At 58.7% G+C, this 14,317-nt stretch carries 10 protein-coding genes and 1 pseudogene; 8 read left to right on the top strand and 3 right to left on the bottom strand.

Annotation, left to right across the window (positions count from 1 at the left end; translation table 11 throughout):
* The 3 genes from HMPREF9166_RS05800 to HMPREF9166_RS05790 all read left to right on the top strand — a co-directional run bounded on the left by HMPREF9166_RS05800 (window position 1) and on the right by HMPREF9166_RS05790 (window position 2,398).
* Window positions 1–912, top strand: a complete 912-nt coding sequence (locus HMPREF9166_RS05800; protein ID WP_009753053.1) for a hypothetical protein — start codon at window positions 1–3, stop codon at window positions 910–912.
* Between the two features lie 453 nt (window positions 913–1,365).
* Complete coding sequence (locus HMPREF9166_RS05795; RefSeq protein WP_039981101.1) at window positions 1,366–1,884, top strand: YbjN domain-containing protein; 519 nt, start codon at window positions 1,366–1,368, stop codon at window positions 1,882–1,884.
* A 28-nt stretch (window positions 1,885–1,912) separates the two neighbouring features.
* Window positions 1,913–2,398 carry a YbjN domain-containing protein gene (locus tag HMPREF9166_RS05790; RefSeq protein ID WP_009753049.1) on the top strand — a complete coding sequence of 162 codons (486 nt, stop codon included), beginning with the start codon at window positions 1,913–1,915 and terminating at the stop codon, window positions 2,396–2,398.
* A gap of 99 nt (window positions 2,399–2,497) precedes the next feature.
* Here the strand turns inward: HMPREF9166_RS05790 and HMPREF9166_RS05785 are convergent, their stop codons facing one another.
* Entirely contained in the window at window positions 2,498–3,223 is a 726-nt protein-coding gene (locus tag HMPREF9166_RS05785; protein ID WP_009753048.1) for a flagellar brake protein, read from the bottom strand.
* A 317-nt stretch (window positions 3,224–3,540) separates the two neighbouring features.
* Between HMPREF9166_RS05785 and HMPREF9166_RS05780 the strand changes: the two genes are divergently transcribed.
* From HMPREF9166_RS05780 to HMPREF9166_RS05765, 4 genes are all read left to right on the top strand, one after another.
* Complete coding sequence (locus tag HMPREF9166_RS05780) at window positions 3,541–3,996, top strand: YaaR family protein (RefSeq protein ID WP_009753047.1); 456 nt, start codon at window positions 3,541–3,543, stop codon at window positions 3,994–3,996.
* Window positions 3,996–5,039, top strand: coding sequence for a DNA polymerase III subunit delta' (holB, locus tag HMPREF9166_RS05775; protein ID WP_009753046.1), 1,044 nt, complete (start codon window positions 3,996–3,998; stop codon window positions 5,037–5,039). Before HMPREF9166_RS05780 ends, holB begins: the two co-directional genes overlap by 1 nt.
* A gap of 186 nt (window positions 5,040–5,225) precedes the next feature.
* Entirely contained in the window at window positions 5,226–6,284 is a 1,059-nt protein-coding gene (locus tag HMPREF9166_RS05770) for a stage 0 sporulation family protein (RefSeq protein ID WP_009753045.1), read from the top strand.
* Window positions 6,277–7,014 carry a tRNA1(Val) (adenine(37)-N6)-methyltransferase gene (locus HMPREF9166_RS05765; protein WP_009753044.1) on the top strand — a complete coding sequence of 246 codons (738 nt, stop codon included), beginning with the start codon at window positions 6,277–6,279 and terminating at the stop codon, window positions 7,012–7,014. Before HMPREF9166_RS05770 ends, HMPREF9166_RS05765 begins: the two co-directional genes overlap by 8 nt.
* Before the next feature lie 69 nt (window positions 7,015–7,083).
* On the opposite strand, the gene HMPREF9166_RS05760 is transcribed toward HMPREF9166_RS05765, so the two are convergent.
* Window positions 7,084–7,485 carry a thioesterase family protein gene (locus tag HMPREF9166_RS05760; RefSeq protein ID WP_039981099.1) on the bottom strand — a complete coding sequence of 134 codons (402 nt, stop codon included), beginning with the start codon at window positions 7,483–7,485 and terminating at the stop codon, window positions 7,084–7,086.
* A 72-nt stretch (window positions 7,486–7,557) separates the two neighbouring features.
* Window positions 7,558–7,680, bottom strand: a pseudogene (locus HMPREF9166_RS12925) (secretion protein HlyD); the annotation flags it as partial.
* A 241-nt stretch (window positions 7,681–7,921) separates the two neighbouring features.
* On the opposite strand from HMPREF9166_RS12925, the gene HMPREF9166_RS05755 reads away from it, so the two are divergent.
* Complete coding sequence (locus HMPREF9166_RS05755) at window positions 7,922–14,248, top strand: autotransporter outer membrane beta-barrel domain-containing protein (protein ID WP_009753042.1); 6,327 nt, start codon at window positions 7,922–7,924, stop codon at window positions 14,246–14,248.
* The last annotated feature ends 69 nt before the right edge of the window (window positions 14,249–14,317 follow it).

The following is a 14,317-nucleotide window of genomic DNA, read 5'->3' as shown; positions in this document are numbered from 1 at the left end:
ATGACAGACAAGGAATGGATGCAGCATGAGCTGAACCGCATGGTGAAGGCGGAGGGCGGTAAGATCAGCGTCGAGCGTATGACCGAGATTGTCTCGGAACTCAGCCGGCGGCTGCGCGAAAATCCGAACCTGCCGCGTGAGATGAACACGCTTACGGCGGATGAGTTGATTGCACGCGCACGCAAGGCGTCAGGCGAGGAGCGCTACCGCATCATCAAGCGTGTTCTGCGCATCGAGCCGGAAAACATCACAGCGGCGTGCATGCGCGTGGAATATCTGGCACGCAATGCCGATGACCGCGTCCATCACTACGAAGACCTGGCACGCAAGGCGACGGCGCGTCTTACGGAGGAGGGGCTCTTTGCCGAGGAGAATATCGGCAAGTTCTGGTCGATGCCCCAGACGAAGCCCTATATGTTCCTCCGTCTCTCCTATCTGGAGTCGCTGCTCGCGGCACGCAAGTTCCGCCTTGCGGCGAAGGAGTGCAAAGAGATGCTGCGGCTTTCTGAACACGATGGCCTTGGGCGCCGCTACCAGCTCATGTTCATCTACGCCGCAATGGAGGAGGGCGATGCAGCGATTGAACTGTATCAGCGCTACGAGGAGGGCGTGGCGATGATGTACCTGCCGCTCGCGATGCTCTTCTATCGCCTCGGCAAGATGAAGATGGCGCGCAACTTCCTGAAGGAGCTCGCCGCCGTTAACCTCGATACGGAGGAATTCTTCGAGCGCGGCGTGCGCGGCGATCTGCCGAAGCGTGCGCCGGGACGCTATGCCGGCTCCTTCGCCATCGGTACGATGGAGGAGTTCGGCGAGGCGGTGACGGACAATGCCTTTGCCTTTGTCGGGATGGACGCATTCTTCGCCTGGGGGCTGAGCGAGCTGCGCGCGGGCGTGGCAGAGGGGGCATAGCACAGAACACGTATCGGCCGGAGCTCTGTTTCTCACGGCGGAGCGCACTGCGGCAGTGCAGGGATGAGCAGTGCACATGGGGGTGTGCACATCTCGTCCCCGGACTGCTGCAGTGCCGGCATAGCGATTTATTTTGGAGACGCACGACGCGGAACAGATGCGGGGGGCATCGTTCCGCCGTGCTGATGCAGTAGTGGCAAAAGGGGAGGAAATCACGCAAAAACGTCAAGTTCTCATCGCAGATCTGGAGTGTTTGGGGGACATGGATGCATAGCCGTGTCACTTCGATGTACGCGGTACCGCGGCGATCGATATGCGAATGCATATTGGCTTTATTGCTCCGGCATCATTGGGAATTACGGGTGATCTCAGCATCGTTTGCTGCACATCTTACCGCGATTTCTACGTATATGGGGACGATGCCCTCAGCAGAGGGTGAATATGGAGGGGACAATGGGACTCTTTGATGGATTTAAAGGCGGTGAGCCGGTCGACATGGGCATTCGCAGTGCCATCAAGGCCGAGCTCGATCGCCGTGAATGGAGTTATGAGGAGAATGAGGAGAGTGACGAGACGCGCAAGGAAGCCTACTTCTATATGCGCAATGAGCTCGAGAATGACGAGCCCGTCACCGTCGTCATTGCCGTGCGCGAGTACAATCACGCGGACGGATTCATCAAGATCAAGATTTATGACATCGCCTATCTCGAGGAAAACGGGAACCGCGCGGAGCTGCTCGCGAAGCTCAATGAATGGAACGCCGAGTACCGCTTTGTGAAGTTCTGCCTCGACGGCGATCGGGATGTGGTCGTCGATATCGACCTGCCGCTCGATCTCCACAACGGTGAGTTCAAACCGGATGCCGTCATTGCAATGATGGCGATCGGGATGCGCGTCGTGGAGCAGGTTCATGAAAGTCTGATGGGACTGTGCGAACGGGGGCACCGCCCGCACGCACAGGCGTCGGAATGATACGCACATTGAACGGAGGATTATCTGTATGGGACTTTTTGACGGCTTCAGCGGAAGCGAAGAAGGGCTCAGAAATAGTGCATACGAGGCGATTAAGACAGAATTTGACAAGCAGGAGCTGAGCTACGGCGAGGATACCTCCGAAGATGGTGAGGATCATATCCTGCGCATGCGGCAAAAACTGGATAATGGCAGCGTCGTGAGCATTGCCATCGTGGTAACGGAAAACGGCGATACGAACGACTTCATCAAGATCAAGTATTTTGACCTAGTGCGGCTCGGCGAGAAGGCGGAGCCGACGGTCTTTCACGAAAAACTCAACGAGTGGAACAGCGAGTACCGCTATGTGAAGTTCGTGGTGGACGACGATCAGGATGTCGTGGTGGACATCGATCTGCCTCTCGATCTGCACGTCGGCGCTTTCCAGGTGGAGAGCTTCATGTCGATGGTCGGCGTCGGACTCCAAGTGATCGAGGAGGTCTACCCGGAACTCATGAAGCTGCGGTGGTCGTGAGCGCGGCAGATGCGGCGCGCATCGCCGCATCCGAGGACAATGAAAAAGAGCTGTAACGCGAAGGATTTCCTTCTTGTTACAGCTCTTTTCTTATGCTGCTCAGCCCCGTTTGGTATGATCGATCTGCGGTACTTTTAGCCCTTTGCGCAGGTAGCTCTGCTGCAGCTGGTAGATGCTCTGGACAAGATGCTCGCGCTCGCGCGGCGTCAGTGTGGTGAACTCGACGCCGATGTGGTACGTTATGCCGAGGTTCGTCTCGATGGGCGTGGAGCGGCGGATAGCGCCCTCCGTCTCGAGTGTGCCGATATGTGGCAGGTCGGGCACGCGCACGACGACGGACGCGTTTTCGAGCAGTTCCTCCTCGTGGACGAAGCAGAGCCCGCCCCCGCTGATATCGATGAGGTGCATCTCACGGAAGTTCTTGAGACTGCCGTGGTCGCCTGCCAGCTTTACCTCGATGCTCATTGGGATGGGAACGCGGACGAAGTCGCGCAGCTGGATGCGCTCGGCACTCTCGGGGAGGTCGAGATACCAGATGGTGTCAGGCAGCTGTGATGCCGAGCGATAGGCGACGGTGAAGTGATAGACGCAGCCCGGACCCGTGAGGTGGCATGGGAAGAGATGTCCCGTCTCAGGGGTGTTGACGAATTTTCCGACGGGAATATTGAGACGTACGCTGAGCGCCCCCTCAGGTGCGCCGGCTTCCTGCTCCTCCTCGCTGAGTTCGAGTGATCCGTAGTAATCGATGTCCGTTTCGGGATCAATGATATGGATGGAAGCGTCATGCTTTAACAGTGCCGTGAGCTTTTCTCCTTCGAGTGTCATGGTGTCTGTCCTTTCTGTCGTTTATTCCATTATTATATCGGAATCGGATTTCACTGACATAAGGGAAGCGCTGATAAATTCGACACGACCGTACGAATGGGGAGGTCCATGGTTCGGACGAAAACTCTGCACCAATCGGATGGGCTCCGTGTTGCCTGTGCTTTTTAAGATAGCTTTCATGCTTTGACTTTGATGCGGGTTCAGGCTATAATAATCGTGGATGTTTATCCCCATTTAGTAGGGGAATGGGAGCGCGGCTGTAACTCCGTGGATAGAGGGGGACGCGCGCACCATGACAAAGGGAATGGGTGAGTGCCATGGCAATGAAGATAGACAGCACGATTTCGCAGAGTACGTCCATGACGATGCCGCGTGCGGCAAGTGATGTGGGCGTGCGCGGCGCAGCGGCGGATTTCGGTACGGAGCTGGCGGATCAAAAGTCCTCCATGTCACGCGAGGCGATGGATCGGCTGCTCGAAAAGATCGACGAGCAGGGGGCACGGCTCTCGAAGTCGCCGACCTATGAGGAGCTGCGCTCCTATCGTGCGCTCATACAGAGCTTTATCGGCGAGGCCGTCGACGGCATGTACGAGCTGCATACGCAGGCGGGCTGGGATCGCCTCGGCCGGCAGAAGGTCTATACCTCCGTGCGCAAAATCGACAAGAAGCTCGAGGAGATGGCGGAGAAGATACGCCTTGGTCAGGCGGATCAGCTGAGCATCATCGCGAGCCACGATGCCATACGCGGGCTGCTCGTCGATCTCTATATGTGATGGCAAAGGCAAAGGAAATCCCCGCCGCAGCTGAAGAGCGTGAGCCGTTCCCCCGCGACTGGTCGGACATCCGCGGTCATGCGGCGGTCATCGCCCGCCTGCGTCATCTCGCGGTGAACGGACGCCTGCCGCACGCCCTGATGCTTACGGGGACGGAGGGCGTCGGCAAGCGCCGGACGGCACACGTGCTCGCGCGGACACTGCTCTGCACGGCAGGGGGAGATGCGCCCTGCGGGCACTGTGATTCCTGCCGTACGATGGCGGCGGGCGTGCATCCCGACTACTTCGAGGTGAGCCCTGAGTCGCGCGGCAAGAGTGCGGCCATGATCCGTGCCGACGCGGTGCGAGACATCCTCATCGCGGCGAGTGAGTCGCCGCGGAGTGCGGATCGCCGCATCATCCTCATCGACGATGTGCACTGCATGAATGAGGTCGCGGCGAACCGCCTGCTCAAGACCCTTGAGGAGCCGCCCGCGACGGTGCTCTTTCTGCTCGTGACGAGCGCGTGGGATGCCGTCCTGCCGACCATTCGCTCCCGTGCAGTGCGTATTGCCTTCGGCACCGTGCCGCGTGCGGAGATCGCAGCGGAGCTGCAGGGGCGCGGCATAGAGGCGGCGGAGACCATCGCCGCCCTCGCGGACGGCAGCATCGGGCGTGCCGAGCGGCTCGCGGCGGAGGGGCTTTCCCTGCGCGACGATGCGCTCGCCTTTCTCACCTCGCTCAGCGCACTGCGCGTCGAGGAGCTGTGGACGCGCGCGGAGGAGCTCGGTGCGCGTCCCTATGAGGAGCGCAGTGCATGGCTCGGCTATCTGCAGATGGCGCTGCGCGACCTGCTCGTCCTGCGTGAGGACGCGGGCGCGGAGCTGTATCACGGAGACCGCCGCGCCGACCTGACGTCACTCCTCTCCGCGATGCCGCGGCCGCGTGTTCTCGCGCTCATGGAGGAGGCGGGGACGCTCCTGCGCCGCTTCGGTGCGAATGTGAACCCCGCCCTGCAGGCGGAGGCGTTCTTTCTGCGTGCACGGCAGGCGGCGCGGGATTGAGATGAAGAGATGCACTTCATGGGTGGAGAATACTGCCACTCTGGTCTCCCGCAGTGTGGGAGATGGTAAAGTGAAGGGAAGTTTTCGCATCAGTCTGAAATAGTGTGCCCTTAGCCTCCCATGCAGAGCGGGGGAGGAGGACCGCGGAGCGGTGGTGGGGGCACTCCTTATACCTAGGAGGAACACTTGCAAACGGTTGTTGGTGTCCGCTTCAAGTCGGCGGGCAAAATCTATACATTTGGACAGGGACGGCTCTCGCTCGCCGAGGGCGACTACGTCATCGTGGAGACCACGCGCGGCATGGAGTGCGGCAAAGTCGTCGTCGCGCCCCACGATGTCCCCGATGAGGCAGTCCCGCCGCATCTGCGCGTCGTACATCGCCTTGCCGATGCCTCCGATCGCGCCCGCGTCGAGGAGAACCGCGCTCGCGAGATCGAGGCGCGCACGGTCTGTGAGGAGAAGATTCGGCAGCTCGGGCTCAAGATGAAACTCGTGAGCGTCGAGCTGACCTTTGACCTCTCGAAGATGCTCTTTTACTTCACGGCGGACGGACGTGTGGACTTCCGTCAGCTCGTGCGCGAACTGGCGAGCGTCTTCCGCACGCGCATCGAGCTGCGCCAGATCGGCGTGCGCGATGAGGCGAAGATGATGGGCGGCATGGGCTGCTGCGGGCGACCGCTCTGCTGTGCCACCTTCCTCGACGACTTCGTGCCCGTCTCCATCCGCATGGCGAAGGAACAGAACCTCTCACTCAACCCGACGAAGATCTCGGGGATCTGCGGACGGCTTATGTGCTGCCTGAAATACGAGAGTGAGGGCTACGGCTGCGGCGGCTGTATGCGCATGAAAAAGAAAGAGGAGTATGTCCCCGCGCAGAACGACCGTGTCGTCGCCGACGAGGGCGAGGGACGTGTCGTCTCGGTGCATGAGCAGCGACGGACGGCGACCATCCTCCTCGACGACGGCAAGACACTCGTCTCTGCGTGGGAGGACATTGTCCGCGTGGAGGAGGATGACGAGGGCTCGACGCGTCCCATGCCCGCCACGCGCGTAGAGCGCCCGCCGCGTGAGCGCGGAGAGCGCAGGCAGCGTCCGGCAAATCGCCGCCGTGAACGCGGAGAGCGCAGTGATCGCCCGCCGCGTCCCTCGGCGAAGGGCGAGGGCGGAAAGCGGCGTCCGCAGAGCGGACGCCGCCCCCGCCCACAGCAGCGTCCACCTCGTCCGAACAGCTCCTCGGATGAGTGAGCTGCGGCACCCGCAGGAGCGGCTGGACGATCTCTGTACGGGCGGACGGCGCATCATCCAGCGCACGGATCGGTTCTGCTTCTCCATGGACGCTGTCCTTCTCGCACACTTTCCGACGCTCACGGGGCGCGAGCGCGTACTCGACCTCGGTACGGGGATGGGCATCATCCCGCTCCTCATCGCCGACCATGCGGCGATAGTGACGGCGGCCGAGATCGACCCCGTACAGGCGGAGCTCGCCGCACGTAATGCGGCACTGAACGGACTCACGGAAAAAATCACCGTGCGGGAGGGCGACTATCGTGACCCTGCCGCACTTTTTTCGTATGAGGCATACGATATCGTCTTTGCGAATCCGCCCTACCGCCCCGTCGGGCGCGGTGCACTCAGCATGGGCGCGCGTGCGGCGGCACGGCATGAGCTTACGGCGACCCTCGCCGACGTCATCCGCGCGGCGGCGTTTGCCCTGCGCCATGGCGGCAGACTGGCGATGGTACACCTCCCCGAGCGGCTCAGCGAGATCATCCCCGCGCTCCATGCGGCAGGGCTTGCCATGAAGCGTCTGCGCATGGTACAGCCGCGCGCCGACCGCCCGCCGAACCTCCTCCTCATGGAGGCCGTGCGCGGTGCATCACCCGCAGGACTGCGCCACGAGCCGGTGCTCATCGTTCGCGACGCAGAGGGGCACTACACGGACGAGATTCGCGTCATCTACGGGCAGGAGATGTGAAAAAGGAAAGGGACTGCCATACGAATCGGCAAGCTTCGTATGGCAGTCCCTTTTGTCTTTATATAAGCTTTATACTTTCTTCCCCTCTGCCTTTGCCATAAACTTCTGGACGGCAACGGCAAAGCGCGTGTGCGTTCCTGCGCCGATCTCCTCGCGTGTGTCGTACGCCGTGACCTTCAGCGTGACGGCGCGTCCGTCCACCGCCGTCACCTCGGCGACAGCGCGCACGTCAAGCCCCACGGGGGTCGCTGCCTTGTGCCGGATCGCGATCTCGGTGCCGACCGTCGTCCACCCCTCGGGGCATCCCGCCGCACACAGCTCCGCCGCCGCACGCTCCATCAACGCCGCCATTGCGGGTGTTGCATAGACCGCGAGCGAGCCGCTCCCAACCGTCGCCGCTGTATTCTCCTCTGTGACCGCACCGTGTACCTCATGCGTTGCACCGACGTGAACTTTTTCGTTGAACTCCATAGCGAACCTCTCTTTCTGAGACCATGATTCTTTTTCATTATAACCATCTGCGCTGTCGTTGTCGATAGGTAAAGGAAGCACTGATAAATTCAGCACCGCCATCTTAGCGCATCTTTTTTGCCCGCTTTTTGTCGGCAAATCCTCCACATAGCTTTGGCTATGCGTCCGGCTTGCCTCCTCAATCGGACGAAAAATCTACGCCAATCTGACGGACTTCATTTTATCAGCGATTCCTAAAGAATACTATTACGAACAGAGCATCGAAGATTAAGAATAAATATACAACAACAAGACGACCGTTAGGAAATACCTTGCTATATAAAAATATTCGATGTATAATTCAAAGTTAAGGGAGTGGACTTAGTCCGACCTAGACGAAAGCAACAGAACATGCGTTTGCTGTGCCGGTCGAAGTGTCTTATGAGGAGGAACTGTGATGACAGGATTGAAGGATCGGCAGAGACTGGCGCTCTATGTAGCGCTCGGCCTCTCCGCAGGAAGCGGGCTCACGCTCGACGCATCGACGGCGTATGCGAATCCCGATAATCATGTAACCGTTTTGTCGACGGATCCGGATTTTTCGACAAAGTACGCGTCGGGGATTAACGCGACAAATGAGACGCACAGTGTAAAGGACAATGTCGTCACGATTGGCCGAAAGTCGCCTGTGGATACACCTGCCATCAACGGGGATGTCGTTGGCGGGTATAAAAATGCGTATGCAGTAACGCATAACACCGTCACGGTTGACGATATGACGCTTGCCCTTGCAAAGTCCGTATTCGGCGGACTGGCAGACGGCGATAAGGCTGTGGATGACAATGAGGTCACCATCAATGGCGGTACGTTTGCCGGCAGCAATGCTGTCTATGGCGGTAAGAGTGATACCGGCACGGCGACCAATAACACGGTCACCATCGCGGGGGGTACTTTCTCCAATGCCAACGTAGCGGGTGGTGCGGCATCGACAGGCACAACGTCGAACCACAATAGGGTCGTGCTTGGATCGGATCACGGCGTCTATACAGCGGACCTCTCTCAGGCGGATATCTGGGGCACCCGATATAGCGGTGATGCGGTTGTCGCGAGCGGAAATGCTGCCATCACTGGCAACACGCTCACGGTCAACGCGCAGAACGTTACGGTCAACAAAGTGCGAAACTTCGAGAAATATCAGTTCAACCTCAATAAGGGCGTGGCGAGGGATGCGTCCATGCTGACCGTTGCGGATGCCGATGGTTTTGGTATAGGAGCAAATGTAGCGTGGAGCAACATTGAGTTCAGTGCCAAGAACTGGACGGATGTCAAAAACGGAGACGGTTCACATACACATTATGGCAAGAGTGGCGTTCAGACGCTTATCCAGACGTCGAACGGGAATCAACGTCTGGTTATTCATAACGAAACGGCTTCACCGCTGACCCGTACGGATCTGAGCGGCGACTTTGAGTACAAACTCGCGACGGATAATGCTGCTGCTGTGTCGACGGCAGGCGGGTCTGTTTCGGTTGCGAAGGTGACGGCAGCGGTCAACCGCATCCGGAATGCGAACGCAGTTTATGATGCAATGGGACGCCCTGCTGACGCAGACCATGCTGTTCGCGGCGGCTACTCGGCGTATGGCAATACAGTTAAGGATAACTCTCTGCGTGTCACGAACCTCCCCACCGGTGGGCTGACTGCTGCATACGGCGGAGAGGTAGCGGGACTTGCCGACGTACTCAACAATACACTCACGATTACCAGTACGCAGGATCATACGCCTACTGCTTCCGGTGGACCTCATCGGGAGACACTGACGAATGCCTACGGCGGTGCAATTACGAATGCGGGGAATAACGGCACGGTCGGCGGACTGGGCGATAATGAGGGCAACCGTATCATGGCGTCTGGTGAGACGACCATTACGAACCTCTACGCCGGCTACACGGCGGGTACAGGCAACGTGCAGGGAAATCTTGCCGCAATTAGTGGTAATGCCGCGATTGCGAAAACCTATGGCGGCTATAGTGCCCATGCTGCCGGTACGGGAACAGTTGGGAATAACGGCGTTTTTGCCGGCGGTGGGACGCTGACCGATGTCTATGGCGGCGCCTCTGCTGGCAGTGGAGCGGTGAAGGACAACGTTGTTTCCCTGAACGGCGGAACAGCAGTCAATGCTTATGGCGGCTTTGCGACGGGCAGTGCGGCAGTAACGGAGAATCGCGTTGAGGTTCAGAGCACTGAGGTCAATGGTGAGGTCTACGGTGCAAAGGCGGTAAGTGGAGCGGCGTCAGGCAACAAAGTCTTTGTTCGTAGAGGATCAGTCAAACAAAAAGTTGTTGGCGCAGAGACAACGACGGGGAATGTCAGCGGCAGCCATGTGTTTATCACGGGCGGCACGATTGGCACACCCGCGGCGCCCCCTGCGTCTGCGGTACTTGGCAGCGTTATGGGGGCACAGAGCGCCGATGGCAACGTTGATGGTAACTCCGTCACCATCACAGGCGGCACGGTCGTTGGTACAGTCTATGGCGGCGCGGCGACGGGCAGCGGCAATGTGACGAACAATGCGGTCAACCTCGGCAATGAGGATAATCACAACCTCCACAATGCGGACCTTGCGGCTGCCGATCTCATCGGCAGCGTAAAAGCAACCGGCACGGCGTCGGGGAATGCGCTCAATGTCTATGCCAAGAATGCAAATGTCCAGACCGTCAGAGCCTTTGATACCCATCGCTTCATCCTTGATCGTGCGATTACTGATGGCGCAACCATGCTGTCGATCGCTGAGGGCGGCTTTGGTCGGGAGATCGACTGGAATAGCGTTGTGGTTGAAAACGAGCCTACGATGATGAAGGACGGTAATCCCGGCGGCAGAGTTATCCTCGCTAAGGGCGCGGCGTCCGACAAGCTCAAGATTGCAGGCTATGCGAAACACAATATGTCGGTGGGCAATATCGAGCACGTTGTTGAGTTGGAGAACCCGACGGAGTCGTCGGCAGGACATTCTGAGGCAGAGAAACTGCTCCTCACCTATGCGAAGTTCAAAGATAATGCGTGGACGTATGACGGCGCAGACAGCAGCCCAACAAGTGAGTCGAACGAGGTGTTCGGCGGTATCTCCTATATGGGGCATACGACGGATAACAACGTGCTCACAGTGACATCTGTTCCTGATGGTGGACTTGCGGCGGCATACGGCGGTAAGACGGCTGCAGGTGCGGCGAACTCCACGAATAACCACGTCAACGTGATCGGTACGCATCCACAGACTGCAGGGATGACCGGCGGTATCAAGAATGTTTACGGCGGCTACACCGTCTCTGACTATGCCGAAGATACGAACGGAAAGGCCGTCGCAGGTGTCGCCGCAGGAAATGAAGCTGTTGTCTACGATGGAACGGTGTCCGAAGGTCTTTATGGCGGCTACGCCAAGGGCAATAAGGGCAAGGCACAGGATAATAAAGCGATTGTTGGCGGCGGCAGCGTCGCGAATGTCTATGGCGGCATCGCCACAGAGAATGGCGGCGAGGCGACCGAGAACAAAGCCGAGATCTATGGCGGCACGGTGACGAATGTCTACGGCGGTGCTGTGGGCAAGGTGGATGCGGCGGCGACGAAGAACAAAGTTCAGGTGCGCGGCGGCACGGTGACGGGCGAGATCGCAGGCGCACGTGCCGTATACGATACGACACCTACGGCAACGCATACGCTCTCGAACGGAAATAATGTAATGCTCGGCTCGGAGGAGCCGACCCGCGCGTTGGACATGAACGTTGCAGGTGCGTCCGTCTACGGGACGGACTACCGTGACGTGACATCGGGCGTGGCAGGAACACCAGAGCTGACCTTTGACAGCGCCAGTGACCAGATCAAAGATAACGAGCTGATCGTCACGACGACGGGAGTATCTGCGAAGAAGGTTCGCAATTTCGATTCGTATACCTTTGTCCTCGGCGACAATTTCGAGAATAAAGATACGATGCTCACGCTCACCGAGGCGGGCGGATTTGGTACAGTCTCGAATGCAGCATCGAATCCTGCTGTGAAGGTTGATTGGGGGAAGGTCAAGGCAAATACCTCCAAGCTGACTGATCGGCGTGGCGGGGGCATCCACGGCAGAAATAACTTCACACTGATGCAGGAAGTCGTACCGGGCACAGGAACAACGATCTCCTATCCCCGTGAGCTCGCCTTCGCGAACTATACAGATACGGCAGGGATCGCGGAAATCGACCGCGTCTACGAGAAAAAGATGACGACGGATGTTGCACCCGCTGCAGGCGCGACGGATACGTCGGCAAATAAGGTGCTGCTTGAGCTGAACCGCTTCCGCAACGATGAGGTGACTCATAAAGGAACGGAGGCGCAGACGCCCTCCGAGGTATACGGCGGCTACTCCGGCTACGATCATACGGAGAAAGTCAGTGGCGTTCTGACAACGCTTGGCACGACAACCGAGAGCAATATACTGAACATCGAGGGCATCGCAAATGGAACGACGCTCAAGGCGTATGGTGGCTATACAGGAGGCGCACGCGGCGGCTCGAAGGACAACGCCGTTCATATCAATCTGGAGGAACTGCCGGGCAACGTGGCATCGGGCGATCTGGACTCCGTCTATGGCGGCTATGCAGAAGGTGCGAACGCAGGAGCAGTAAGCGGGAATATCGTGACCTTCTCCCAGGGCGCAACACTCCATGATCTGATGGGCGGCTATCTTAAGAGTACCACGAGTACGTCGGATGTCTCAGGGAATCAGGTGTTCATCGCGGGCGGCGAGTTCAACAATGCTGTCGCCACGGATCCTGCCCCACGCATTTACGGCGGTGCTACGGATGGCTCCGGTACGGCAACCCGGAACGTTCTGAAGATCACGGGCGGGACGATAGGTAATGCAACACATGCAGCGGATGTCGTCGGCGGACGCTCGGCGACGGGGGCGGCAGAGGAGAATCATGTTGTCCTTGGCGCTGCTGAGCCGGGGGCAACACCCACTGCACCGGCGCTGAAGGGCAATGTAACGGGCGGATACGGCGCGACGGCAACAGACAATACTGTCGAGATTCTTGCGGGCACGCTTACTGGCTCGGTCTACGGCGGCTATGCGACGACGGCAGGAACACCGGCAACGACGGGGGCATCGCCGACGGCGGAGGTCTCTGCCCTGCGCAACAACAAGGTAACGCTCCGTGACGGCGTCACTGTTACGGGCAATGTCTATGGTGCCTATGCTGCAGCGGATGCGTCGAACATGACGGCTGCGACGGACAGCAATACCATTAACCTCTATAAGGCAGTCATCGGCGGTACGATCTACGGCGGCATGGCACAGGATGCAGCAGGACATGATGTTGTCAGCGGCAAGAATAATACGCTCGCAGTCCATGGATACGACTCCAAGGCTGGCGATTTTGCAGGGGTACAGAACCTCAACTTCTACCTGCCGGAGGATGTTAAGAATGATCCGCTGAATGATGTCAATGCACCGACCATGCTGAAACTTACCAACGTGACGAATGTCGATGCAAATGGCAAGAAGGATCTCAGCAATATCAAGGTCGGTGTGGAGCTTGATGCACGTCGCGCAGTACTGCACAGCGGTGATAATATCAGCCTGATGACAGCGTACAATGCGAATACACCGGTGGAGCTTACGCCGGATCATCTGATCAAAGCACCGGCAGAGGGGCATCAGGATGCTCTGAGGTATAAATTCGAGCTCGTTACTTTGCCGGCGGCAGATGCTGTGGCAGTTCCGACAACGACAGGCGGAACTGCTGCGGTGAACAACAAGCTGATTGCAAAGGTCACCGAGGCTGCACTTGACCCGCAGACTAAGTCTCTCGTCGAGACGCATGCGGCATCAATGGCGTTCATCAACAGTGGATCCGATCTCCTGACGGACGCTGCGATGACAGCGGCGATGGAGGCTGCGGCAACGCCTGCTTCTGAGTCGCAGGCAGGACGCGCCCGTGTCGACGGAACACCGAAGGAGTACGGTATGTGGGCGGTGCAGAACGTCTCGTCCATGCGCCTCAATTCCGGCTCGCATGTCGATGCAAAGGGCTGGGGTCTCAATCTCGGCTTTGCAAAGCAGCGCGTGTCGGGACGCAATACGCTCACGTATGGCCCGTTCGTCGAGTACGGAAAGGGCTCGTACGACTCCTATCTGGACGACGGTCTGCACGGCAGCGGCGACATGGACTATCTCGGCGTGGGCGTTATGGCGAAGTCGCAGAGCCAAAACGGTGCATACGTTGAGGGCAGTGTTCGCGTCGGCCGCGTAAAGAGCGACTATGCAGGGACAATTGCAGATACGCATCGGACGTACGACAGCAGCAGCACCTACTACGCCGGACATCTTGGTGTCGGGCAGGAGAAGCAGCTGAAGAACGGCAATACGATTGATACATACGCGAAGTATTTCTTTGCTCATCAGGGTGGGGATACGGTGCGTCTCAGCAACGGTGCTGTCTACGACTTCGATGCGGCGAATTCGCATCGCATCCGCTTCGGTACGCGCTACACCTCGAAGAAGGGCGACGCATCGTTCTACACAGGGCTTGCCTATGAGTACGAGTTCGGCGATGATTTTGCGGCATCCTATCAGGGCTACAATACGCCAAGCCCGAGCCTTACGGGCGGCACGGGCATCCTTGAGCTGGGCTATCGCTTTGCCCCGCAGAACGGCCGTGCAACGTACGGCATCCAGCTGATGGGTATGACGGGCCAGCGTCGGGGCATCTCCGGCGGCGTCCAGATGCACTGGGCGTTCTAATACGTTAAACAATATCGACACAATAAACGAGGGCCGTGATACGATTCCGTATCACGGTCCTCGTTGTTG

The organism is Selenomonas sp. oral taxon 149 str. 67H29BP (assembly GCF_000146365.1).
GTDB lineage: Bacteria > Bacillota > Negativicutes > Selenomonadales > Selenomonadaceae > Centipeda > Centipeda felix.
This window is presented reverse-complemented; position numbering and strand designations above follow the sequence as displayed.

Bases quoted from the DNA above. Each gene is read 5' to 3' on its own strand.
- HMPREF9166_RS05760 (WP_039981099.1), bottom strand. From the start codon at position 7,485: ATGGAGTTCAACGAAAAAGTTCACGTCGGTGCAACGCATGAGGTACAC.
- HMPREF9166_RS05785 (WP_009753048.1), bottom strand. From the start codon at position 3,223: ATGACACTCGAAGGAGAAAAGCTCACGGCACTGTTAAAGCATGACGCT.
- HMPREF9166_RS05790 (WP_009753049.1), top strand. From the start codon at position 1,913: ATGGGACTTTTTGACGGCTTCAGCGGAAGCGAAGAAGGGCTCAGAAAT.
- HMPREF9166_RS05800 (WP_009753053.1), top strand. From the start codon at position 1: ATGACAGACAAGGAATGGATGCAGCATGAGCTGAACCGCATGGTGAAG.
- HMPREF9166_RS05795 (WP_039981101.1), top strand. From the start codon at position 1,366: ATGGGACTCTTTGATGGATTTAAAGGCGGTGAGCCGGTCGACATGGGC.
- holB (WP_009753046.1), top strand. From the start codon at position 3,996: ATGGCAAAGGCAAAGGAAATCCCCGCCGCAGCTGAAGAGCGTGAGCCG.
- HMPREF9166_RS05765 (WP_009753044.1), top strand. From the start codon at position 6,277: ATGAGTGAGCTGCGGCACCCGCAGGAGCGGCTGGACGATCTCTGTACG.
- HMPREF9166_RS05755 (WP_009753042.1), top strand. From the start codon at position 7,922: ATGACAGGATTGAAGGATCGGCAGAGACTGGCGCTCTATGTAGCGCTC.
- HMPREF9166_RS05780 (WP_009753047.1), top strand. From the start codon at position 3,541: ATGGCAATGAAGATAGACAGCACGATTTCGCAGAGTACGTCCATGACG.